The following is a 22,788-nucleotide window of genomic DNA, read 5'->3' as shown; positions in this document are numbered from 1 at the left end:
CTATGCCTTTTCAAATATTAATCAATGTTTTGCTCGCGATACTCTGGATGTTTTTACAAAATGAGTATACAGTCGTAAACTTTATTTCCGGCTATGTTATAGGAATTCTGATCTTATTTATCATACGCCGTTTTCTAAAGTTTGACTTCTATTTAAAAAGAGTCTGGGCTATTATTAAATTAATTTATCTATTTATTGTTGAATTAATTAAAGCAAATATTGATGTTGTGAAAGTGGTTCTTAAACCAAAACAAGATCACCAGCCCGGGATTGTTGCTGTCAGAACACAATTAGAATCAAACTTTGAAATTTCCATACTCGCAGCTTTAATCACTTTAACTCCGGGAACCATTTCAATGGATTTCTCAAATGATAGTAAAACCATTTACGTTCATTCTATTGATGTTCCGGATAAAGAAGCCATGATCAAAGATATTCAGGGGTCCTTTGAAAAAGCAATTATGGAGGTGACGAAATAATGTTCGATACAGTTCTAATTGTGGCATTAAGCGCGCTCTCCATAGCACTTCTGCTATTGTTTATCCGGGTTATTATCGGTCCTTCGACACAGGACAGAATTTTGGCATTGGATGCAATTGGTGTTCTGCTGGTCGGTTTTATTGGGATTTTGATGATTTTACAAGATACATCCGTATACTCAGATATTGTTCTCGTATTGACTATTTTGGGATTTGTAGGAACTTTGACTCTCTCAAAATTCCTGGAAAGAGGTGTTGTCATTGAACACGATGATTGATGTACTTGTAGCAATTTTTGTTGTCATTGGTGTGTTCTTTGCTGTAGTAAGTGCCATTGGTATTGTAAGATTAAAGGATGTCTACAGCCGCGCGCATGCTTCCGGTAAAAGTGCAACATTAGGTGTTATTTTTATTATGCTGGCAGTGTTTATTCACTTTTTATCTCAGGGTGTCATGAATGCCAAAATTTTATTGGCTATTTTATTCTTATTTCTGACAGCTCCAGTAGCCAGCTTAATGATTACGAGATCTGCCTACCGTAATGGTGTCAAGCTCGAAAAGAATACTGTCATCGATGACTTAAAGGAAATGTATGAAATCGATCAGAACCAATCCAAATAATTAATTTAAAATATAAGCTCAGATTTTTCCTGATAAAGGAAATCTGAGCTTTTTTTATAGTCTGATATAAATCTAACCTGCGAATCGTCTTTCAACATAAATATATTTCTTCATTTCAGCCTTTGTATTCATCATGGACAGACACGTTTTCCCTCTTTTGCACATAAGAATAGGCTATAGGCAATTACCTAGAAGATTTTGAGGTGCTGACTCTTGGAGGTGACGGGATTTGTCCATTGTATTATCTGCACTTGGATTATTTATTAAAGAAGCATTATTTTTTGTCTCTTACGTAAAGAACCAATCTTTCCCCCAGCCACTATCCCCAAAGGAAGAAGCAAAATACATCCAATTGATGCAGGAAGGAGATGAAGAAGCCAGAAACAAACTGATTGAGCATAATCTCCGGCTCGTAGCTCATCTGGTCAAAAAATTTGAAAACACTGGGGAAGATATGGAAGACTTGATCTCTATCGGAACGATCGGTTTAATTAAAGGTGTCGAAAGCTTTTCCACGGGAAAAGGAACAAAGCTTGCTACGTATGCTGCCCGTTGTGTCGAGAATGAAATACTCATGCATTTAAGAGCCCTTAAAAAAGTAAAAAAGGATGTCTCTCTGCATGATCCGATTGGGCAGGATAAGGAAGGGAATGAAATCAGCCTGATTGATATATTAGAAGCCGAAAATGAAAATGTTATTGAATATATCCAATTAAACATGGAGATTTCTAAAATTGAACAATATTTCTCTATCCTGGACAGCCGGGAACGTGAGGTAATTGTGTACCGTTATGGTTTAAATGACCAGGACGAAATGACACAGCGGGAAATTGCGAAGAAACTGAATATCTCCAGAAGCTATGTATCCCGTATTGAAAAACGGGCATTGATGAAGATTTTTCATGAGTATTACCGGAATGAGCATCCATCATTTTAAATATTGAAATTGATTATTAAAAACAGCAGTGCAACTTAGAATGCTTCAAGTGAAGATTTATCACTTGAAGCATTTTTTTGTATCATTTTTTCACATACACCGATTCTTTTTATATGAATAAAATGACTACATAATTTATTAAGGAGTGACGAAATTATGGTGTCATATATGGATTACACTTCCCCATCAGCCCAATTCTTTTTTGATGTAAATAAAAGTCCCCTGTTCAAAAAAGATAACAGAAACTTAATCAATGTTGTAGGGGTTCAACAGTTAAATACATTAGAAAATGTATCTCTGCTGGATATTTTTCTAAGCGATAGTAATGTTGTTGAGCCGCACTACCATCAAAATGCAGCTGAACTCGTTTACTGCATTTCCGGTGCTGCTACAATTTCCATGTTAAACCCATTTACAAAAGAAATACAAAGCTATCCTATTACACCCGGGCAAGTTGCAAACATTCCACAAGGGTGGTGGCATTACGAGGTAGCTACTGCAGATAACACGCATATACTAGCAATCTTTGATGCTCCGACGCCTGAGGTGGTTTTAGGCTCTGATATTTTAAAATTTACTCCCTCGAATATTATGGCCCATACTTATTGTCTGGATGAAAACCAATGGAAAAAAGCGATAGAACCTGTAAAACCATCAACGTATATCGGTCCTTATAAAGATTGTAAAAGAGAAAATAATAGGATGGATGAGCAATATAGTAACAGGCCATATCAACAACAAGAGTATATCCGGCAGTATCAGCAAAATCCTTATCTGCCAAGATACCCGTATTATTGAAACGGGTTAGTGAAGAGGTTATATCAGAAACATGGTTTATGCCATGTTTTTTTATTTTATCTTTAATAATTGTTGTTAGAGTCCATTCTCAAATGAATAATTATAGTCACTGTTTCATGCTTAGAGTTATTTATTGCATTTAAATTTAATTTCTCATATCAATTTAATAATTTTCCAAATATGATTTATTTAAAAAAACAAAAATATTAAGCAATTCAATTAATAGTATTTATTAATTAAACAAATAGTGTAAAATAGAACTAAATAGAGTAATTTTACTAGTGCATTTTAGGCTGATAAATTATATTTATTACTTACATTAAGAGAATCTGCTTACTGAATTCAATGTTTACTACATTTTTGGAGGTGATTTTCCTTAAAAATTTTTATATTGTACAGGACTATTATAGCGCTTCAAATCACTGATTTTTTTTATCCAGATAAAAAATTATTATGAGGGGAGATACATAAATGTCCGAATTAAAAGATAAGTTGAAAGGACTTGCTAAAAGAATAGAATCGTTAGAGGGGAAAATTGCTACTGAAGAAGCTACTAAAACAAGTATTATTATGCCTTTTTTTCAAATCCTAGGGTATGATGTATTTGATCCAAGTGAATTTACTCCGGAATACACAGCTGATGTTGGAATAAAAAAAGGAGAAAAAGTTGACTATGCCATAATGGAGAATGATTTACCTGTCATTTTAATTGAAGCTAAATCTATTGCAGAACAATTAAACAAGCATGATTCTCAATTATTTCGTTATTTTGGCACTACGACAGCCAAATTTGCCATTCTAACAAATGGAATTGAATATAAATTCTTCACTGATCTGGATGAACAAAACAAAATGGATTCCTCTCCTTTTTTTGACTTCAATCTGCTTGATTTAAAAGATAGTGAAATTATAGAATTAGAAAAGTTCAAAAAAGATGAATTTGATTTAGAAAATATTTTTAGCACTGCTTCTGAGTTAAAATATACTAGTAAAATTAAATCTCTGCTGACGGAAATTTGGGATGAACCTAATGAAGAATTTATTTCATTCATTTTAGCTCATGTTTATGAAGGACGTAAAACAAAAAATATTATTAATCAGTTCTCTCCGATAGTTAAACAATCATTAAAACAGTTCATTAATGAATTAGTGAATAAAAAATTAAGTGCAGCATTAAACTCTACTAATAATGAAAATAATAAAGCGGATGAAAACAAGCAAGCTGAAAACGAGCCAGATGAAACTACTATTGATATGGGGATTATCACCACCGAGGAAGAAATTCAGGGTTATGCTGTCGCTAAAATTATCTTATCTGAAATCGTAGAAGAAGACAGAATTTATTATCGGGATAATAAAAGTTATTTTAATATTCTGTTGGATGACAATATTAGAAAATGGATTTGCCGTTTAGGACTGGATTACAATAAAAAGTATATTCAATTCAATGATACTGATAAAACTACCGTGAATATAGAGAGAATTTCTGATTTGATGAAACATAAGGAAAAACTTAAAGAAATTACTGCTTCATTCATTAATTAAAAGTCATTTGATTAAAAAGAGAGAAGCTCACTAAGCTTCTCTCTTCCATACCTTCTATTCTTTTTCAATCTCCACATTCTTCGATGGTGAGAATGTAGAAATAGCATGTTTAAAAATAAGCTGCTGTTTGCCATCTGTTTCTAACAGTACCGTAAAGTTATCAAACGCTTTTACCGTTCCTCTTAATTGAAAACCGTTTGTTAAAAAAACTGTTACAAAGATATGATTTTTTCGCAGCTGATTCAAATATTGATCTTGAATGTTCACGGATTGAGCCATAAATGAGTTCCTCCTCTTTTCTATCTATACTTCTTTATTCGATTTATTATTCTAAAAATCCTGCTAAATCACTTAAAATTAATTTCATTTGTTGAGATGCTTCTTTTTCAGTGAGCTGATACCAGTTCACGTCCAGCTTATTCCGAAACCATGTAAGCTGCCTTTTCGCATATTTGCGTGAGTTTTGTTTTACCGCAGCAATCGCATCTGTTTGTGATAAACAATTTTCCAAATAGGAAACAATTTCCTTATATCCAATCGCGTGCATCGATTGACAGTCCTTATAACCTTTTTCAATAAGCGATTGGACTTCATCGATTAAGCCTGCCTCTATCATTTGATCCACCCGCCGGTTAATCCTGTCATATAATACTGTCCGCTCCATATCTAATCCGATAATGAATGGATCATACGGAGACTCTGCCTGCTGCTCTTTTTGGTACTCTGACATTGTCAGTCCAGTCAGTTCATAGACCTCTAATGCACGCACAAGACGCCGGTGATTATTTGGATGAACTTTTTTGGCTTGTTCCGGGTCAATCTGCTTCAAGCGCCCATAAAGCTTTTCTGGACCTTCTGCATCAATCTGCTGGAACAGTTTATTTGTTAACTCCTCATCACGGCGCTGATCAGAAAAATGATAATCAAACAGGACAGATTGAATATACAATCCGCTTCCTCCAACGATAATAGGAAGATTCCCCCGTTTATGAACAGCTTCAATATGATATTTCACATGCTCTTGGAAATCCGCTACAGAGAATGGCTGATCTGGACGGATGATATCAATCATATGGTGAGGGATGCCTTCTGTTTCTTCCTGAGTCACCTTTGCCGTCCCAATATCCATACCAATATATACTTGTGTCGAATCACCACTGATAATTTCTCCCTGGAACTTTTTTGCAGCAGCAATCCCTAATGCTGTCTTTCCAACTGCTGTTGGTCCTACGATAGAAACTACTTTTTTCTTCATTTACCTGTTCCTCAACTTCAATATTTTTGTTTCCATTCTACATAATACGCTTAAACATCTTTTCTAATTCATAAGTAGAGAAATGAACAATAATCGGTCTTCCATGCGGACATGTAAAAGGGTCCGTTGTACTGCGCAAATCCTCAAGCAATTGGAACATTTCTTCATTTGTTAAATAATGATTTGCCTTTATCGAACGTTTACAGGACATTAATATCGCTGCATCTTCACGTATCTTCTCTACATTAACTGTTGATTCCTGAATAAACTGATCTACCATTTCACGTATAATTTCCTCTTCAAAACCTGTCGGGAACCAGGTAGGATGAGAACGTATGACATAAGTTTGACTGCCAAACGGTTCAAAAAATAAGCCTGCTTTTTCTAGTGTATCCTTTGCTTCTTCGATAAAAATGGCTTCTTTTCTAGAAAAATCGAAGGTCATCGGTATTAAAAGCTCCTGTGATTCATTAATGGGCTGGCCCAGCTTGTTTTTAAAAAATTCATATTTGACCCGCTCCTGCGCGGCATGCTGATCCACCATATATAAGCCATTTTCATTTTGTGCCATAATATAGGTTCCCTGCAGCTGGCCGATTGGATACATCATTGGTACCCGCGGATGCTGTACTGGCCTCTCTCCTGTTTCAATAGGGTCTGAGATGTCTTTTAAAGGCTTCTCAGAAGCTCCGGCTTCTTGATTGATAGTTGGTTCATGTTCTTCCAAACTCATCTCTATGTCCTTATTTTCGTCACGAAGATAGGCGGATTCTTCCTTTTGAAATGGATTTTCTTCCTTGATAACTGGATCTGATTTTTCAAAATCAATATTTTTCCTGTTTTCCTGAAACGGATTTACAGGCTCTGTTTCGAATTGAAAACTATGCTGTTCTGATTTTTCTTTTGGTTCCGGTTTTTTTGTTACTTCAGGAATAAGTATCATTTTTCTGAAATGAGACTGTATCATATCTCTGACAGCTGCATAAAGCTCTTTTTCTTTACTGAAACGGACCTCAAGCTTTGCTGGATGTACATTTACATCAACCAATATAGAATCCATTTCAATGGAAAGGACAACAATCGGCGAACGGCCGATTGGCAGCAATGTATGATATCCTTCGATAATTGCTTTATTTATAGCAACGTTTCGGACAAATCTGCCATTAATAATGGTGGACATATAGTTTCTGGATGCCCTTGTCACTTCCGGCTTCGCTATATATCCAGTAATCGTAAAATCCAACGTGCGGTATTCAACCGGTGACATTTGCTTGGCTACACTCATTCCATACACCTGTGAAATCACCTGCAGCATATCATTATTTCCTGATGTTTTTAAAAGCCCCTTGCCATTATGAGTCGCTTCAATCCGGATTTCGGGGTGAGCCAGTCCCATCCGGTTCAAAACATCTGAGATATGCCCAAGCTCTGTATGCAGACTCTTCATATACTTCAAACGCGCCGGTGTATTATAAAATAAATCTCTGACAACAATTTCTGTTCCTTGACGGGCATCACTCTTACCTCTTTTGACCACTTCTCCGCCTTCCAGTTCCAATGACACTCCTGCAGAGCTTCCTTCAGAGGTTTGAATAGAGAGTCTGCTTACAGAAGCAATACTCGCCAGTGCCTCTCCGCGGAATCCCAGTGTTTTCACATGGAATAAGTCCGTTTCTGTACTTATTTTACTTGTAGCATGTGGTAAAAAAGCCTTCTCCACATCTTCAGCAGCAATTCCAGAACCATTATCAACAATTCGTATTTCTGATAATCCTGCTTCATGTACATCGATCCGGATCCAGGTCGCTCCCGCATCAATGCTGTTTTCCATGATTTCTTTCACAACCGAAGCGGGGCGTTCTACCACTTCCCCTGCCGCAATTTTATTTGCTAAGCTGTCCGGCATTTGCAAAATTGGCATGTTACCACCTTCCTATAAATGTATGTTCAAAAAGTTGCCTAATTAGAAGCAAGAAGGTCGAGGCAAAGTGTTTTTTACGAACCGACTTTCACAGGATGTGATGACTTCTGTGTTGTCCACAGGACGTGGACGCTCTTAACAGAAGTTCCTCTATGCTTTCAAATACGTGAGTAACGCTCTTGGTGGGGCGAGTAATCGCAGCCCCATCGTAAAAAACACTTCAACGATGAGATTCGCCGCTTATCATTAGGTGATTTTTTGAACTTCCTGTTACTTTATCTTTTTCTGCAGGCGATACAACTCATTCATAGCCTCTAACGGGTTCATTTCCAATATATTTAAGCTTTTAAGCTCTTCCAAAGCTGTATTTTCTTTATTACTTAATTTCGCTGACTTATTTTCTTTCCTGTTCTCCTCCACAAAGAAGGATAATTGATCTGATTGGGCTTCTTCCGGTTCAAGCGATGCTGCTGACTCTTTCAGTTCTTCTTTTGTACCGTTGGTTTCAAGGCCTTCCAGAATAACAGATGCCCGGCTGATTAATTCGTCAGGTAAATCAGCTAATTTAGCTACATGAATCCCGTAGCTCTGATCCGCTGCTCCTTCTTTAATTTGATGAAGGAATACAACATTGCCTTCATGCTCTTCTGCACGGACATGGATGTTTTTTAAGTGCTCTAACGAAGTTTCTAATGCAGTCAGCTCATGATAGTGGGTTGAAAACAGTGTTTTAGCATGAATATGGTTATGAATATACTCCACAATTGCCTGAGCCAAGGCCATTCCGTCATACGTGCTTGTCCCCCGTCCAATTTCATCTAGCAAAATCAGACTGTTGGAGGTAGCATTTTGAATAGCGTGTCTCGCCTCAAGCATCTCAACCATAAAGGTACTCTGTCCAGAAACCAGGTCATCCGCTGCACCGATTCTTGTAAAAATTTGATCAAATATAGGTAATATCCCTGATTCTGCCGGGATAAAGCAGCCTGTCTGTCCCATAATTGCAATCAGAGCTACCTGCCTCATATAAGTACTCTTACCGGACATATTTGGACCAGTAATCAGCAGCATCTGATCATCATCATCTAACTGTACATCATTCGGCACATAGGTTCCGCTCTTCATCACCTGCTCGACAACTGGATGGCGGCCGCCTTCTACAGAGAACACACCTTTTTGAAAGGCAGGACGCTTATAATTATTCTCTTCGCTAATCGTTGCAAACCCCTGTAATACATCTATTTCACTAATGATTTGTGCAAGCTGTTGAATTAATGGAATATCCTGTTTGATCCGTTCTCTGAGTTTAATAAATAAGTCATACTCGAGTTCAACACTTTTCTCATCCGCCTCTAAAATAAGTGTTTCCTTCTCTTTTAACTCCGGTGTGATAAATCGCTCCGCATTTGTAAGTGTCTGTTTACGGTCATAACGGTCATCCTTTAGTAAAGGCAGGTTAGGTCTCGTCACTTCAATGTAATAGCCAAACACACGGTTATAACCAATTTTAAGCGACTTAATCCCGGTTAATTCCCGTTCTTTTTTCTCTAAAGCTGCAATCCATTGTTTTCCGTTTTTAGAAGCATCGCGATATTTATCTAATTCTTCATGGTAGCCTTCCTTAATCAGAGCTCCTTCTTTAATTGAAATTGGCGGCTCTTCTACTAAACTTTTTTCCAGAAGGTCCACAATATAATCCGGATAAATTAAAGAATCTGCCAGGTCTGTTACTTCAGGAACCTTTAGCTGTCCAAGCGTCTCTTTAATCGCAGGAATTTTCTGCAGCGATTGTTTTAACTGAATTAAATCTCTTGCATTTACATTTCCAAAGGCAATTCTTCCAGATAAACGTTCTAAGTCATATACTGATTTTAAGCTCTCTCTTAAGTTCTCCCGTTCCATAAAAGCATCCAGGAAAGTCCCGACAATCTCAAGACGGCGATTTATTTTAGCCTGATTTAACAGCGGCCGCTCCAGCCATTTTTTCAGCATTCTGGATCCCATTGCTGTTACTGTCTTATCAAGTACCCATAATAAACTGCCATGCTTCGATTTTTTCATAATGGACTCTGTCAGCTCTAGATTACGTTTTGAATACATATCCAGGCTCATATATTGTTTTAATTCGATCACTTCTGCCGGCTGCAGATGATCCAGGGAGCGTTTTTGGGTATCCTGGATATAATTCAATAATCTGCTGAAAGCCTTCATCAGACGTTCATCATTTAAGTTCTCACTTAAATCACGAAATTCGGCATTAAAATTCACTTCATCCTGATAGGACAGCGTAACCTGCAACCGTTCCCGGAGCTGTGCCTGCATTTCTTCCGGCAGATTGGAAGAAATAACAATTTCCTTTACCGGCTGATGGTAAAATTCATGAATCACACTGTCCCAGCCATCCTCCATTAAGGCAAGACGATTCTCGCCGGTTGATAAATCATTATAAGCAATCACAAAGGAGCCATCTTCAAAATGAGACAGACTGCCTATATAATTGTTCTCTCCCTCAACAAGCATGTTACTCTCCATAACGGTTCCCGGTGTAATCATTTGAACTACTTCCCGTTTAACAACACCTTTAGCTGTCTTTGGATCCTCCACCTGCTCGCAGATAGCTACCTTGTACCCTTTTTCGATTAATACCTTAATATAATTTTCTGCGGAATGATAAGGCACTCCACACATTGGAATCGGGTCATTACCGCCCGCCCGTTTGGTTAAAGTAATTTCCAGCTCCTGTGCAGCCTTTGTTGCATCATCATAGAACAGCTCATAGAAATCCCCGAGCCGGTAAAATAAAAAAGCATCCTTATATTGTGATTTTATTTCTATGTATTGCTGCATCATTGGTGTTAATTTTGCCATAAAGAATTTCCTCCACCTTGCTAAAATTATCTATTCTATTTCTATTTATATTGTTTAAACAGATTCTTATATTGTTTAATCTCATGCATCCTTTTTAGTGAAATTTTTAAGATGGATGAAATTTTATTATAGCATATTTTAAAGCATTCTTGTCCTATCCTGTTCGAAAAGAAAACGAGAGTAATAGATACCCTCGCATAAATTTAATCCTTTCGATTATGATGAATAAAGTCCGGGCGAATATCTTCTGCCTCATCATCGGTCATTTCATAGTCCCAGATAACATCTTCTTCGTCGTCATCGCTTTTCCAGTTTGGTTTTACTTTCACACAAATTTTTGTTTCTCCAATAATTTGAACAACAAATTCACGTTCAATATCAATAGACACACTTCCGCCCTTATCAGAAATCATGCACTCTAAGCAGTTGGGCTGCTGAAGCACTTTTGCAATAATATCGTATTCATCATTAATACAATTATCATCCTTCACAGATAAAGGAACTAAATCTGTATACTCCACCCTTTCTGTAACAACCTCTGTTTTCGTGTTGTCGTTGTAAGAATACCATACATTAATATCATAACTGCCACTGATAATGACAGTATCCTCAGACTTCTTCTTTGCGTGGTACAAATGGTTAATTACCCAGCATCCAAGAATGCTTGTCGGACGATGGCTTGGAGTTATGGTATGGGTATCTTTGGTGAATTTTCTGCCTTTACCGCATACTGCTTTCGTAATGATCTCTCTATATTCTTTATCAAGAAAAGTCATGATACATTTTACCTCCTCTTTTTTCATAGTCATTTTATGCACGGCAAATACCTAAAGTGCATAACTATTGCTAAGAAAAAAGAAAAGGAGCCGCCTTATGATAGCTTGAAAGGTTTTTATTTTTAAAAATGGGCTAAAGTGGATGCCCTCAGACTGATACAATAATGAATTTAAACGTCTGTTTATCTTTTAAATTCTATGATAACGAAAAGCCGGACAAATAACTGTCCGGCTTTATCTGCTCATTTATTTTATTAAACTGCTACATAATTAGTGCGCACAGCTGGAACTATTTTGTGTTTGTGAACCTGTCTCACCTTTAAGAACATCTCCGCCTGTAGATTCAATAATATCATTTGTAACTGTACGGGATATTGTTTTGGAGACCAGCTGCAAGACATCATTGACAACAATTTGTGTTTCCTTAAACTCCTGGACAACAGGAATTTCATCAATTTCATTTTGTAATCGGTCAATTTCCTGCTCGATACGTTGTAATGCTTCCTTCTTATCGTAGGCCTGGAAGTTTACTGCCTGCTTTTGTAAGGTTTTAATTTTCTTAATCAAGCTTTGAACTTTTTTATTCTGGTTTAATTTAGCCTCTACTTGCTTGAAACGTTCAATTTCTTCTGTATTTGCAAGCATTGCAGCTAATTTTCTTGCTTCATCAAGTACTTCTTTTCGCTCATACATCGCCATCTTATTTCACCTCAACTCTATTCTCTGCCATTACACCATTTAGTGACCACGTTTTCGTATCTGTAATTTCTACTTCCACAATCTGGCCAATTACGGATTTAGGCCCTTTAAAGTTTACTAATTTATTCCGTTCTGTATAGCCGGCAAGAACATCTGGATCCTTCTTGCTTTCTCCTTCAACAAGCACCTTCACAACTTCGCCCTGATAAGTCTTCATTGTTTCTGCTGATTGCTTATTAACCAGCTCATTTAGACGATATAAGCGTTGTTTTTTCACTTCTTCAGGTACATCATCTTTCTTTCTTGCAGCCGGTGTGCCTTCACGTGGTGAATAGATATAAGTATAAGCTGCTTCGAATCCTACTTCTTCCATTAATGTCATCGTTTCTTCAAATTGCTCTTCCGTTTCGTTCGGGAAGCCCACAATAATATCTGTCGTAAGTGTGGCATTAGGCATTGCTTTACGAATTTTTCTAACTAATTCTAAATATTCTTCCCGCGTATATTTACGATTCATTTTCTTCAATATTTCACTGCTTCCGGATTGAACCGGCAAATGAATATGATCCAGAAGATTTCCGCCCTGTGCCAAAACTTCAATCAAACGATCATCAAAGTCACGTGGATGCGAGGTTGTAAACCGAACACGCGGGATATCAATCTTATGAATATCATCCATCAAATCACCCAAGCCATATTCGATATCTTCAAAGTCTTTTCCATACGCATTCACATTCTGACCAAGAAGGGTAACCTCTTGATAGCCCTGCGCGACAAGATGACGGACTTCCTGGATAATATCCTGCGGATGCCGGCTGCGCTCTTTTCCACGTGTCATCGGTACAATACAGTACGTGCAGAATTTATCACAGCCGTACATGATATTGACCCATGCTTTAATTTTGCCTTTACGTACTTTGGGCAGATTTTCAATAATGTCGCCTTCTTTAGACCACACTTCCACAATCATTTCTTTGCCGAACAATGCTTCTTTGACAAGATGCGGCAGACGGTGAATATTATGTGTTCCAAAAATCAAATCAATATGCTGATGTTTTTTCAATATCCGGTCTACCACGGATTCTTCCTGTGACATACAGCCGCACACACCAATAATAAGATCCGGCTTTTCTAATTTCAGCGGTTTTAAATGGCCAATTTCACCAAAAACTTTATTTTCAGCATTTTCGCGGATAGCACAAGTATTAAGCAGAATAATATCTGCTTCTTCTGTTACATTTGTAGACTCATAGCCCATCTCGGATAAAATACCTGCCATTACTTCTGTATCATGCTCATTCATTTGACAGCCATAGGTTCGTATTAGAAACTTTTTACCTTCCCCAATTCGTTGCATATCCTCGGGGATAGAGAAATCATAATGAAACTGAATATCTTCCTTGCGACGTTTTCTCGCTTTCTTTATATCTGGAGCTTGCGGCTCGTACTCCGCATGAAAATATTTAGCGATTAATTCTTCACTGGATGTATTCTTAATTCGTTCAATATTTGCTTCTTCGCTACGAATCTGGGCCTGCTGTTTACGTTGTTCTTCGTTCATCAGGTTGATCCCCCTTCTTTCATCGATTCATATGTATTGATGCACTAACTTACAGTATAAAGCCTACAGAAAAATTGTACAATACTCAAGGCTGGAAACATTAAAAAAATCTCTTTTTCCATATTTGAAAAAAGAGATTTTTTCTGATTCATAAAGAAATAATTGCTAAATTACCAGTTAATTTGAGAACGGGTATGCTTCTGTCCAATTCTGCAGGATATGCCTCTTCTTGTTGAACAGATGCTCGAAACACCCTTATCTTGGCTCAATAATTAACTTAATCGCTGTACGTTCCTCATTATCAATTAAAATATCTGTAAATGCTGGTATACAGATTAAATCAACCCCGCTTGGCGCTACAAAACCGCGAGCTATAGCAACTGCTTTGACGGATTGATTCAATGCTCCCGCACCGATAGCCTGGATTTCAGCCGTACCCCGTTCCCTAAGTACATTTGCCAAAGCTCCTGCCACTGAGTTTGGATTTGATTTTGCTGAAACTTTTAAAACTTCCATCACTAGTACCTCCTCATGTGCTATTTATACATTTATTGCTACTATTTCTCCTGGAGATGTATACCTTGTTCGACTGGACGCTAAGCAGATATTACGTAAAGAAGGGGTGATCATCATTAATGAGAATCCTTTCAATGGATAATGCTTTACCAGTCGAATCGTCCGTACTAATAAATACTCCATTTAGTTGTGTTCTTCCCTTTTTTTCAATTTCAAAACGTACCGGAAGAGAAGTTTGAAATCTTTTAATAACGGATTCCTTCTCCACACCTAATATCGCATCATACGGTCCTGTCATCCCCACATCTGATATATATGCAGTACCTCCAGGCAATATTCTTTCGTCTGCAGTTTGCGTATGGGTATGCGTGCCGACAACAGCTGTGACTTTTCCGTCTAAATACCAGCCAATTGCTTGTTTCTCACTTGTTGCTTCTCCATGAAAATCCACAAAAATCGTTTTGGTTCTTTTCTTAGCTTCCTCAACTAACTGATCTGCTTTTTCAAATGGATCATCAATCGGCGGAAGGAATGTTCTTCCTTGCAGATTAATTACGGCAGCTTCTTTTCCATTAATATTTGTATAGGTAATGCCTTTTCCAGGATTATTTTCCGGAAAATTTGCTGGACGAATCATTGCCGGCGCCTGATCAATAAACTCAAAAATTTCTTTTTTATCCCAGGTATGGTTCCCCATTGTAATTACCTGCGCACCTGCCTGCAGAAATTGCTTATAAATTTTTTCTGTGATTCCTTTTCCTGAAGCAGCATTCTCTCCGTTTATAATGGTTAAATTCGGCTTATACTTTTCTTTTAATTTCGGCAAGTACTCCGTAATCATATCTCTCCCCGGGGAACCTACAACGTCACCAATAAATAATATTTTCATTATTCTTCCTGCCTTTCTTCTTATCATACAAACGATGTAATTTTTTATATAATAATAACAATAACAAAAGCGCAGAGCGCCTGCTTAAAAACGTAGAGATTGCGCCCCCGGTCTTTGGGGGTGGTTCGACCTTGGTCGAACTTCCTTTACTTCAGAGATAAAGGAAACACGGTGAGGTGACGAACCGATGTTGACTTATCGTAGGGCGTGACGTGAAATCTCCTAGTTTTTGGCGCTCGGAGCTGGACTCGGCTACTTTTCTATAAATAGTTATCCACAAGGCAATAATTCTATAATTTCCTATGCTACAAAAAAACAAAGGCGACATATGCCGCCCTTGCTTTTATTTTGCGTATTCAACTGCTCTTGTTTCCCGAATAACCGTAATCTTAATATGTCCAGGGTAGTCGAGCTCCCCTTCAATACGTTTTCTGATATCACGTGCAATTCTCGCTGATTCCATGTCATCAATATCATCAGGACGAACCATGATACGAATTTCACGACCGGCTTGGATAGCAAATGACTTCTCTACGCCTTCAAACGACTCAGATATCTCTTCCAGTTTTTCTAAACGCTTGATATAATTTTCAAGTGTTTCACTTCGAGCTCCTGGTCTGGCAGCAGATAGTGCATCTGCAGCTGCAACTAGTACAGCTATAACGGAGGTTGCCTCTTCATCTCCGTGGTGGGAAGCAATTGAATTTATAACAACTTCAGGTTCTTTGTATTTCATTGCCAGTTCTTTACCAATTTCAACGTGACTGCCTTCTACTTCATGATCTATCGCTTTTCCGATATCATGCAGCAGGCCGGCTCTTTTAGCAAGATTTATATCTTCGCCTAATTCCGCCGCCAGCAGTCCTGACAAGTAAGCAACTTCCATTGAGTGCTTCAAGACATTTTGACCGTAGCTTGTACGATATTTCAAACGGCCCAAAATCTTAACAAGATCCGGATGTAATCCATGGACTCCAACTTCAAACGTTGTTTCCTCGCCCACTTCACGTATATATTCATCAACATCACGTCTGGATTTTTCAACCATCTCTTCAATACGAGCCGGATGAATTCTGCCATCCTGTACAAGTCTTTCTAGTGCCATTCGTGCGATTTCACGCCGTATCGGATCGAAACCGGAAAGAATAACCGCTTCAGGGGTATCATCAATAATCAAATCAATTCCTGTCAATGTTTCTAATGTACGGATATTTCGTCCTTCTCTTCCGATAATACGGCCTTTCATCTCATCATTTGGCAAGTTCACAACAGAGACCGTTGTTTCAGCAACGTGATCAGCTGCGCATCTTTGAAGTGCAAGTGATAAGATATTTTTCGCTTTCTTATCTGCTTCCTCATTCGCACGATTTTCAGCTTCTTTTATCATTATCGCTGATTCATGCTGGACTTCTTTTTCGATACGCTCTAAAATAAGTTGTCTCGCTTGTTCGGTTGTATATCCTGAAATGCGCTCAAGCTCAGCTTGCTGCTCATCTTTCATAGCTTCCACTTTGCTTTTCATTTCTTCAATTTGTTGTTGTTGTTCTACAAGAGTTTGTTCTTTCTGTTCAAGCAGAACCTCACGTTTGTCTAATGTTTCACCTTTTCTGTCCAGATTCTCTTCTTTTTGCATCAGACGATTTTCTTGCTTTTGAGCTTCCATACGGCGCTCGCGAATCTCATCTTCGGCTTGTTGACGAAGCTTGTGATTCTCATCTTTTGCTTCCAGAAGCGCCTCTTTCTTAGCAGCATCTGCATTTCTACGTGCTTCGTCCATAATTTGTTTAGCTAATGTTTCCGCACTAGAAATCTTAGCTTCTGCAATAGATTTACGTACCAGATAACCAACAACAATACCGACGACTAGAGCAAGCAAAATGGAGATGATGATAATAACAGTGTTCATGACTTCACCTCCTATTGCCTATAAAATTGTAAATTGCGTATTTGTCGGCATATCACATTTTCAAATGCATCAAAATAAAGGTAATTTCATAATACAAATTATAAAATTATACACTATTAATATTAATTCTCACCAGCCTGAATGTCAAGGAACACCCGATATATAAATTAAAATATATTCGAAATTTTGTTATATAGTTTGTTAATAAGACCAAACGCCTGCAAAGTATCCTCCAGTTTAAGAACGTGCTGCTTAAAAAAACACCGATAACTGCATGTTCATGATATACATTTAGCTGTTCCACGACAGGATAATTCCTCCCGGCTTCGGCATTTAGAGCTGGATATAAGTCTTCGTGAACACGAGCGAATCCTATAACCTCAAAAAACCATAGCACGGATGTACTACGGTTTTTCGAGACACAAAGCAGGTTACATTAAAGATCAAGGCTTTCCTGCTCTTCTTTTGATTTTTCTTCAGGCTGTTCCAATTCTTTGTCGAGCTCATAATGATTACGAATTGCTGATTTGATTTCCTCAAATACTGTTTCATTTTCCTTCAGGAATATTTTAGCATTCTCTCTGCCCTGACCTAATCGGTCTCCGTTATAAGAATACCAGGCCCCGCTTTTTTGGACGATATCAAGATCTGATCCAATATCAAGAACCTCTCCTTCTTTGGAGACACCCTTGCCATACATAATATCTACTTCGGCCTGTTTAAATGGTGGCGCTACTTTGTTTTTTACAACTTTAATACGGGCTTTGTTCCCTACCACGTCATTTCCAACCTTAAGTGTTTCCGCACGGCGCACTTCCAGTCTTACAGAAGAATAGAATTTTAGTGCACGGCCGCCGGGAGTAGTTTCCGGATTCCCAAACATAACGCCTACTTTTTCACGGAGCTGGTTAATAAAAATAGCTGTCGTTTTTGATTTATTGATTGCTCCTGAAAGCTTACGAAGTGCCTGTGACATTAATCTTGCCTGCAAACCGACATGCGAATCTCCCATTTCTCCTTCAATCTCTGCTTTTGGTACAAGTGCTGCTACAGAGTCTACAACAACAATATCTACTGCACCGCTTCGTACAAGCGCTTCAGCAATTTCCAAAGCTTGTTCTCCTGTATCCGGCTGTGATAGCAGAAGTTCATCAATATTAACGCCTAAAGCTCTTGCATAGATGGGATCTAATGCATGCTCCGCATCAATAAAAGCTGCCTGCCCGCCTTTTTTTTGAGCTTCTGCAATAGCGTGAAGCGCAACGGTCGTTTTACCGGAAGATTCCGGACCATATATTTCTACTACTCTTCCTTTTGGATACCCGCCAATTCCAAGAGCTACATCTAAAGCCAATGAACCACTTGGAATAGTTGCCATCTTAGGTATCTCATGCTCCCCCATTTTCATAATGGAACCTTTACCAAATTGTTTCTCTATTTGTCTTAAAGCCATATCTAAAGCTTGTTGTTTATCACTCACCGAAACTACCTCCTTAATCTGTCTTTATCCATCATACAACGTTTTTACATATTTAACAAGCAAAAAGACGAATAAATGTTCTGCTATTTTCAAACCGGATTTCACTTCAAAAATTAAAATCTATTTATAATTTTGTTCAAAAATGCTCTATTTTCTCTATTAAATAAATTGAAGTATTAAATCTGCCTTTTGTATAATGAAAATAAATCTTTCATTTACCCCAAAAATATTATTTTAAGTATTGGTATAATAATTCAAATCCTTTTAAAGCAGCTCTTTCGCGGATATTATTACGACTTCCTGATAAAAGAATAGAGCTTGATTCTACAATTTTTCCTTCATCAAAAATAGCAATATAGACTTGTCCGACCGGTTTTTCTTCCTGCGTATCAGGTCCGGCAACCCCTGTAAAAGAAATAGCCATTGGTGTATTTAATTTCAAAGCTGCCTGCTCAGCCATCTTTTCAGCACATTCTTTACTCACAACACCATATTCAGCAATCCATTCCGGAGATAAATCTAATAAAGCCTCTTTTGCAGATGTCTGATAAGTAATTAAGCTGCCTGCAAAAACGTTGGAGGCTCCAGCGGCTGATACAAGATTACTAGAGAATAATCCGCCAGTTAAACTTTCTGCTGCACCAATTGTTTTTTCTTTTTCAGCCAATAACTCAATCACTTTATTCTCAATCGTCTGCTCGTCTTCACCGAAGCAGTACTCACCAATACGTTCTAAAACTTCCTGCTTTTTATCTGCGACCAGCTTTTGTGCTTCTTCTTTCGATGAGGCACTTGCTGTAACCCGGATAACCACACCCTGGTCCTGAGCGAGCGGGGCAATTGTCGGATTTGTCTGCCCATGAATCATATCTGTCAATTCATGCTCCAGATTCGATTCACCGATACCAATAAATTTCAAGACCGTTGATTGAATTACCTGTTGTTTGCCGGTTAAGTTTTCTAAAAATGGAAACAGCTCTTCAGATGAAATTTGCTTCATTTCCCGGGGAACTCCCGGTAAAAAGAACCAATGCGTATCCTGATAATCTACATGCATTCCCGGAGCCATACCGGCATTATTTTTTAAAACGCTGGCTCCCTTAAAAACACGGGCTTGCTTCCGATTATTCGGTGTCATCGTGCGGCCGCGCTCTTTAAAATAACTTTCTATCTTCTCCATCGTAGTCTTATCTTCTAAAATTTCAAGACCGGTCAATTGTTCAAAGCCTTCACGGGTTAAATCATCCTCTGTAGGCCCTAAACCGCCTGTAACAATGACAATATCCGAACGTGACTGCGCCAGACGGAATGCCTGCTCAACACGTTCTAAATTATCTCCCACCACGGTATGATTATAAACATTAATGCCATAAGTGGCTAATTGCTCAGACAACCACTGAGCATTTGTATTTGCTATTTGACCTAATAATAACTCCGTACCTACTGCAACAATTTCTGCCTGATAATTTTTTGTCATTTAGAATCCCTCATCACATGCCAGTTTTTAATAAAATAGTCCACCCCTGAAATAATAGTGAACACTAAAGAAATATATAGCATAATTGTACCAAACGGAAAACTCATATAAGAAAATGGAAAATTATGCAGCAATAAAGAAGCAATGGCAACCATTTGTGTAGCTGTTTTTAATTTTCCCATACTCCCTGCAGCCAAAACGATCCCCTCACCTGCTGCAACCAGTCTTAATCCAGTAACTGCAAACTCTCTGCTGATAATAATAATAACAACCCATGCCGGAGCAAGCTCTATCTCTACCAATAAAATGAGGGCTGCAGAAACAAGCAGTTTATCAGCTAAAGGATCCATAAATTTCCCTAAATTGGTTACCAGATTATGTTTTCTTGCATAATAGCCGTCTACCCAGTCTGTGCCTGCTGCAATAATAAATATCAAAGCAGCAGCAAAATGAGCGACAGGCAGTTCTGCATTTCCAATATCCCAGCTTCCCCATGGGAATGGTACTGCCAGTAATATCATAAAAAGCGGTATCATTAAAATACGAGAAAAGGTTAGCTTATTTGGTAAATTCATTTTGTATCCTCCATTTTTTCTTATACTTTCATCATGTGCATGAAGTAAACCCTCCCTTTTGGGGAGGGTTTACTGGTTACTTAAATAGTTAATTACCGATTTGTAACTCTAAACGCTGATGGATTGCAGACGTTGGGTACTCAATATCTGTTCCATCAACAGATATTGTTACAGCTGATGAATTACCTATATTTAATAATACGGAATCTTCACCAGAAATATCAATTTCTAATGGTGATGCTTCTGCATCAAAATTACCGCTGAATAAGGACTCGTCATCTCCGCCGGTTACATCTAACCAGCTGTTCAATTCTGAATCAGCTGATTCAAGCGTCAGCACAGCTTCATCGCTGACATTTGATAATTCGAGTACAGACGTTGGGGAAGAACCCGTTCCTTCTTCTACTACTTCAACAGAAACTTCCTCATTTTCGTCTGCTTCCTGTTCCTCGTCTTCATTTTCTTCATCATTGTTGTTCTCTTCAGAATCATCTGCTGCAGCATCATTACCATTGTCATTGTTGTTTTCATCTGAATCAGTAATAATCGTACTGCTGTCCGTATTATTATCTTCAACTGGCTCTCCTTCATTCGAGGAAGAACTCTGGCGCAGGAAAAATATTGCTACAGCGATAATAGCGATAATTAATAAAATGACTGTAACCGTCGGAATGATGGATGATGAACGGGATTCTTTATCTGATCTACTCTCTTTTCTGGTCCGCTGTATCCTGCTGTATTGTACATTTTCTTCTTCTTCTGTGGGAGGAAGCTCCTCTTTATGATCTGTCATCAGCTCGTCCGGATTTATCCCTACAGCCGACGCGTATTCTTTTATAAATGCACGTGTGTAGAATTTTCCCGGAAGGATATTGAAATTCCCCTCTTCAATTGCAACCAAATATCTTTTTTGTATTTTTGTTTTTTCCTGCAGGCTGTCCAGAGAAATATCTTTGGCCAGCCGTGCTTCTTTCAGTTTTTCACCAACATCCATTTAAAACACCTTCCACCTTTATAAATTAAAACATCGAGAATCCGTCCTGCTGTAAACCTTCATTTTCCACTGTTTCATAAGTGATTTCCTGATCTTCATGTGTTCTGAGTTCAATGATGTAATCAAAATCCTCCATATTGTATTCTGTAGATTGAACGAATATGTCCGGATGTTCAATCACCTTGACAGTCGGCAGCTGCATAATTTCTCTAATCAGCTGCCAGTGCTCTTCTTCATTCATTTTTCTTTTTGACACAATACCATCGATAATGTAAATATTGTCTGAATCATATTCCCCTTCAATTAAGCTCTTACGTACAGTTTGTTTAATCATGGTGCTGGAGACAAACAGCCACCTCTTATTTGCGCTGACACTCGCTGCAACAACAGATTCTGTTTTTCCTACTCTGGGCATACCTCTTATCCCAATAAGTTTATGCCCTTCCACCTTAAATAATTCAGCCATAAAATCAACTAAAAGTCCAAGTTCATTTCGTACAAAACGAATGGTTTTACGATCCTCATTATCATGATGGATAAACTTCCCATGCCGGACTGTAATTTTATCGCGTAATTTAGGCTTACGAAGTTTGTGTACTTTAATCGCATCCATTGTTTCTAAAATATATTTAAGTCTAATTATATTTTCATCATATTTAGACAGGATGAGCATTGCTCTGCGGGAATTTTCCACGCCATTAATCATAATAATATTAATGGAAAGCATACCGAGTAAAGAAGAAATTTCGCCTAGTAATCCCGGGCGGTTTATTAAATTTTCATACTCTAAGTACCATTGTGTTCTATCCATGATAAGCTCCTTTTATAGGTTGCTCAAAAAGTCCAATTAAATAAAAATAACACATCAGAAAAGGAAAATCCTGACCTTTTTTATTGTACTTTTTGAACATACACTTTTTAAGTAATCTTTTCAAACAGATAACTTATTATGTCGTACTATGTACCATCATATCGAAAAAAGGACAAGCTTTCTATTATAATATACCATCTTTTTAGTTTTTCCTAAACAGCTAACATCTTTTTCCTCATTCATTTTTCTGAAACTGTTTAAAATATAAAAGTAATAACGTTTATCCATGCATAAAAAGAAGCCATATAGATCATACTATACAGCTTCTTCCCCTAAATATTCATTAGTTAATCATGCTTTTGGACAAGCTTAATCATCGTACTGGCAAGAGCTTGCTGTTCTTCTTCAGAAGCCGTACTCCACAACTCTTTCAGCACCTTCTCTTCCGGTGTTTTAGCATCAACACTTTCAGCCAGATAATCACCGACTTCAGCTGCTAAATTCGTTAACGTATCATGGTTAATACCACTTTCTTCCGCTTGCTGCAAACGTCCCTTTAAAAAGCCTTTCCATGAATCGAAGTTATCTAATACAGACATTTGGACATGCCTCCTCAAAAGTTTTCTTTTGCAAATCAAGAGGTCTCACGATTTGCCGGCCATTATCTCTGTTGCCAGAGA

22 protein-coding genes are annotated in these 22,788 nt (G+C 37.9%); 6 read left to right on the top strand and 16 right to left on the bottom strand.

The genetic code is table 11. The features are described from left to right. Positions 1–2: 2 nt before the first annotated feature. From IEX29_RS14290 to IEX29_RS14265, 6 genes are all read left to right on the top strand, one after another. Positions 3–479: a Na+/H+ antiporter subunit E gene (locus tag IEX29_RS14290; RefSeq protein WP_188735055.1), complete on the top strand. Its 477-nt coding sequence runs from the start codon at positions 3–5 to the stop codon at positions 477–479. After that, complete coding sequence (locus tag IEX29_RS14285; protein ID WP_188735054.1) at positions 479–757, top strand: Na(+)/H(+) antiporter subunit F1; 279 nt, start codon at positions 479–481, stop codon at positions 755–757. The genes IEX29_RS14290 and IEX29_RS14285 overlap by 1 nt, the downstream gene beginning before the upstream one ends. Beyond that, complete coding sequence (mnhG, locus tag IEX29_RS14280; protein ID WP_188735171.1) at positions 750–1,100, top strand: monovalent cation/H(+) antiporter subunit G; 351 nt, start codon at positions 750–752, stop codon at positions 1,098–1,100. The genes IEX29_RS14285 and mnhG overlap by 8 nt, the downstream gene beginning before the upstream one ends. Positions 1,101–1,329: 229 nt before the next feature. Continuing rightward, positions 1,330–2,037 (top strand): RNA polymerase sporulation sigma factor SigK, encoded by a 708-nt coding sequence (gene sigK, locus IEX29_RS14275; protein WP_147209483.1) that lies wholly within the window; start codon positions 1,330–1,332, stop codon positions 2,035–2,037. 156 nt (positions 2,038–2,193) lie between these two features. Continuing rightward, positions 2,194–2,835, top strand: coding sequence for a cupin domain-containing protein (locus IEX29_RS14270; protein WP_188735053.1), 642 nt, complete (start codon positions 2,194–2,196; stop codon positions 2,833–2,835). 471 nt (positions 2,836–3,306) lie between these two features. Next, complete coding sequence (locus IEX29_RS14265) at positions 3,307–4,380, top strand: type I restriction endonuclease (RefSeq protein ID WP_188735052.1); 1,074 nt, start codon at positions 3,307–3,309, stop codon at positions 4,378–4,380. 54 nt (positions 4,381–4,434) lie between these two features. Here IEX29_RS14265 and hfq read toward each other — a convergent pair whose 3' ends face one another. The 16 genes from hfq to IEX29_RS14185 all read right to left on the bottom strand — a co-directional run bounded on the left by hfq (position 4,435) and on the right by IEX29_RS14185 (position 22,707). Then, entirely contained in the window at positions 4,435–4,659 is a 225-nt protein-coding gene (hfq, locus tag IEX29_RS14260; protein WP_077601236.1) for an RNA chaperone Hfq, read from the bottom strand. A gap of 46 nt (positions 4,660–4,705) precedes the next feature. Then, entirely contained in the window at positions 4,706–5,635 is a 930-nt protein-coding gene (gene miaA, locus IEX29_RS14255) for a tRNA (adenosine(37)-N6)-dimethylallyltransferase MiaA (RefSeq protein WP_188735051.1), read from the bottom strand. 37 nt (positions 5,636–5,672) lie between these two features. Beyond that, positions 5,673–7,556, bottom strand: a complete 1,884-nt coding sequence (gene mutL, locus IEX29_RS14250) for a DNA mismatch repair endonuclease MutL (protein WP_188735050.1) — start codon at positions 7,554–7,556, stop codon at positions 5,673–5,675. 270 nt (positions 7,557–7,826) lie between these two features. After that, entirely contained in the window at positions 7,827–10,424 is a 2,598-nt protein-coding gene (gene mutS / locus IEX29_RS14245; protein ID WP_188735049.1) for a DNA mismatch repair protein MutS, read from the bottom strand. Positions 10,425–10,627: 203 nt separating this feature from the next. Then, positions 10,628–11,200, bottom strand: a complete 573-nt coding sequence (locus IEX29_RS14240) for an outer spore coat protein CotE (protein WP_188735048.1) — start codon at positions 11,198–11,200, stop codon at positions 10,628–10,630. Positions 11,201–11,470: 270 nt separating this feature from the next. After that, the gene (locus IEX29_RS14235; RefSeq protein WP_147209490.1) at positions 11,471–11,899 is read right to left on the bottom strand and encodes a YlbF/YmcA family competence regulator; all 429 of its coding nucleotides are present in this window, start codon (positions 11,897–11,899) and stop codon (positions 11,471–11,473) included. A 1-nt stretch (position 11,900) separates the two neighbouring features. Next, positions 11,901–13,460 (bottom strand): tRNA (N6-isopentenyl adenosine(37)-C2)-methylthiotransferase MiaB, encoded by a 1,560-nt coding sequence (gene miaB / locus IEX29_RS14230; RefSeq protein ID WP_188735047.1) that lies wholly within the window; start codon positions 13,458–13,460, stop codon positions 11,901–11,903. Positions 13,461–13,715: 255 nt separating this feature from the next. Further along, the gene (locus tag IEX29_RS14225) at positions 13,716–13,976 is read right to left on the bottom strand and encodes a stage V sporulation protein S (protein WP_042534912.1); all 261 of its coding nucleotides are present in this window, start codon (positions 13,974–13,976) and stop codon (positions 13,716–13,718) included. Positions 13,977–14,067: 91 nt separating this feature from the next. Beyond that, complete coding sequence (gene ymdB / locus IEX29_RS14220) at positions 14,068–14,865, bottom strand: 2',3'-cyclic-nucleotide 2'-phosphodiesterase (protein WP_188735046.1); 798 nt, start codon at positions 14,863–14,865, stop codon at positions 14,068–14,070. Between the two features lie 343 nt (positions 14,866–15,208). Next, positions 15,209–16,771 carry a ribonuclease Y gene (gene rny, locus IEX29_RS14215; RefSeq protein ID WP_188735045.1) on the bottom strand — a complete coding sequence of 521 codons (1,563 nt, stop codon included), beginning with the start codon at positions 16,769–16,771 and terminating at the stop codon, positions 15,209–15,211. Positions 16,772–17,207: 436 nt separating this feature from the next. Then, positions 17,208–18,251 (bottom strand): recombinase RecA, encoded by a 1,044-nt coding sequence (recA, locus tag IEX29_RS14210; protein ID WP_188735044.1) that lies wholly within the window; start codon positions 18,249–18,251, stop codon positions 17,208–17,210. A 229-nt stretch (positions 18,252–18,480) separates the two neighbouring features. Then, entirely contained in the window at positions 18,481–19,728 is a 1,248-nt protein-coding gene (locus IEX29_RS14205) for a competence/damage-inducible protein A (protein ID WP_188735043.1), read from the bottom strand. Then, a complete protein-coding gene (gene pgsA / locus IEX29_RS14200; RefSeq protein WP_188735042.1) occupies positions 19,725–20,303 on the bottom strand; it encodes a CDP-diacylglycerol--glycerol-3-phosphate 3-phosphatidyltransferase in 579 nt (192 codons plus the stop codon). Before pgsA ends, IEX29_RS14205 begins: the two co-directional genes overlap by 4 nt. Before the next feature lie 88 nt (positions 20,304–20,391). Further along, a complete protein-coding gene (locus tag IEX29_RS14195; RefSeq protein ID WP_188735041.1) occupies positions 20,392–21,297 on the bottom strand; it encodes a helix-turn-helix domain-containing protein in 906 nt (301 codons plus the stop codon). Positions 21,298–21,322: 25 nt separating this feature from the next. Continuing rightward, entirely contained in the window at positions 21,323–22,108 is a 786-nt protein-coding gene (locus IEX29_RS14190; RefSeq protein ID WP_188735040.1) for a DUF3388 domain-containing protein, read from the bottom strand. Positions 22,109–22,455: 347 nt separating this feature from the next. Beyond that, a complete protein-coding gene (locus tag IEX29_RS14185; protein ID WP_077601222.1) occupies positions 22,456–22,707 on the bottom strand; it encodes a DUF3243 domain-containing protein in 252 nt (83 codons plus the stop codon). Positions 22,708–22,788 lie beyond the last annotated feature (81 nt).

It is taken from the genome of Oceanobacillus neutriphilus (assembly GCF_014645515.1).
In the GTDB taxonomy this organism is placed as follows: domain Bacteria; phylum Bacillota; class Bacilli; order Bacillales; family Amphibacillaceae; genus Oceanobacillus; species Oceanobacillus neutriphilus.
This window is presented reverse-complemented; position numbering and strand designations above follow the sequence as displayed.

Coding starts and splice junctions, on each gene's coding strand:
- IEX29_RS14290 (WP_188735055.1), top strand. CDS start 3: ATGCCTTTTCAAATATTAATCAATGTTTTGCTCGCGATACTCTGGATG.
- IEX29_RS14285 (WP_188735054.1), top strand. CDS start 479: ATGTTCGATACAGTTCTAATTGTGGCATTAAGCGCGCTCTCCATAGCA.
- mnhG (WP_188735171.1), top strand. CDS start 750: ATGATTGATGTACTTGTAGCAATTTTTGTTGTCATTGGTGTGTTCTTT.
- IEX29_RS14270 (WP_188735053.1), top strand. CDS start 2,194: ATGGTGTCATATATGGATTACACTTCCCCATCAGCCCAATTCTTTTTT.
- IEX29_RS14265 (WP_188735052.1), top strand. CDS start 3,307: ATGTCCGAATTAAAAGATAAGTTGAAAGGACTTGCTAAAAGAATAGAA.
- hfq (WP_077601236.1), bottom strand. CDS start 4,659: ATGGCTCAATCCGTGAACATTCAAGATCAATATTTGAATCAGCTGCGA.
- miaA (WP_188735051.1), bottom strand. CDS start 5,635: ATGAAGAAAAAAGTAGTTTCTATCGTAGGACCAACAGCAGTTGGAAAG.
- mutL (WP_188735050.1), bottom strand. CDS start 7,556: ATGCCAATTTTGCAAATGCCGGACAGCTTAGCAAATAAAATTGCGGCA.
- mutS (WP_188735049.1), bottom strand. CDS start 10,424: ATGGCAAAATTAACACCAATGATGCAGCAATACATAGAAATAAAATCA.
- IEX29_RS14240 (WP_188735048.1), bottom strand. CDS start 11,200: ATGACTTTTCTTGATAAAGAATATAGAGAGATCATTACGAAAGCAGTA.
- IEX29_RS14235 (WP_147209490.1), bottom strand. CDS start 11,899: ATGGCGATGTATGAGCGAAAAGAAGTACTTGATGAAGCAAGAAAATTA.
- miaB (WP_188735047.1), bottom strand. CDS start 13,460: ATGAACGAAGAACAACGTAAACAGCAGGCCCAGATTCGTAGCGAAGAA.
- IEX29_RS14225 (WP_042534912.1), bottom strand. CDS start 13,976: ATGGAAGTTTTAAAAGTTTCAGCAAAATCAAATCCAAACTCAGTGGCA.
- ymdB (WP_188735046.1), bottom strand. CDS start 14,865: ATGAAAATATTATTTATTGGTGACGTTGTAGGTTCCCCGGGGAGAGAT.
- rny (WP_188735045.1), bottom strand. CDS start 16,771: ATGAACACTGTTATTATCATCATCTCCATTTTGCTTGCTCTAGTCGTC.
- IEX29_RS14205 (WP_188735043.1), bottom strand. CDS start 19,728: ATGACAAAAAATTATCAGGCAGAAATTGTTGCAGTAGGTACGGAGTTA.
- pgsA (WP_188735042.1), bottom strand. CDS start 20,303: ATGAATTTACCAAATAAGCTAACCTTTTCTCGTATTTTAATGATACCG.
- IEX29_RS14195 (WP_188735041.1), bottom strand. CDS start 21,297: ATGGATGTTGGTGAAAAACTGAAAGAAGCACGGCTGGCCAAAGATATT.
- IEX29_RS14190 (WP_188735040.1), bottom strand. CDS start 22,108: ATGGATAGAACACAATGGTACTTAGAGTATGAAAATTTAATAAACCGC.
- IEX29_RS14185 (WP_077601222.1), bottom strand. CDS start 22,707: ATGTCTGTATTAGATAACTTCGATTCATGGAAAGGCTTTTTAAAGGGA.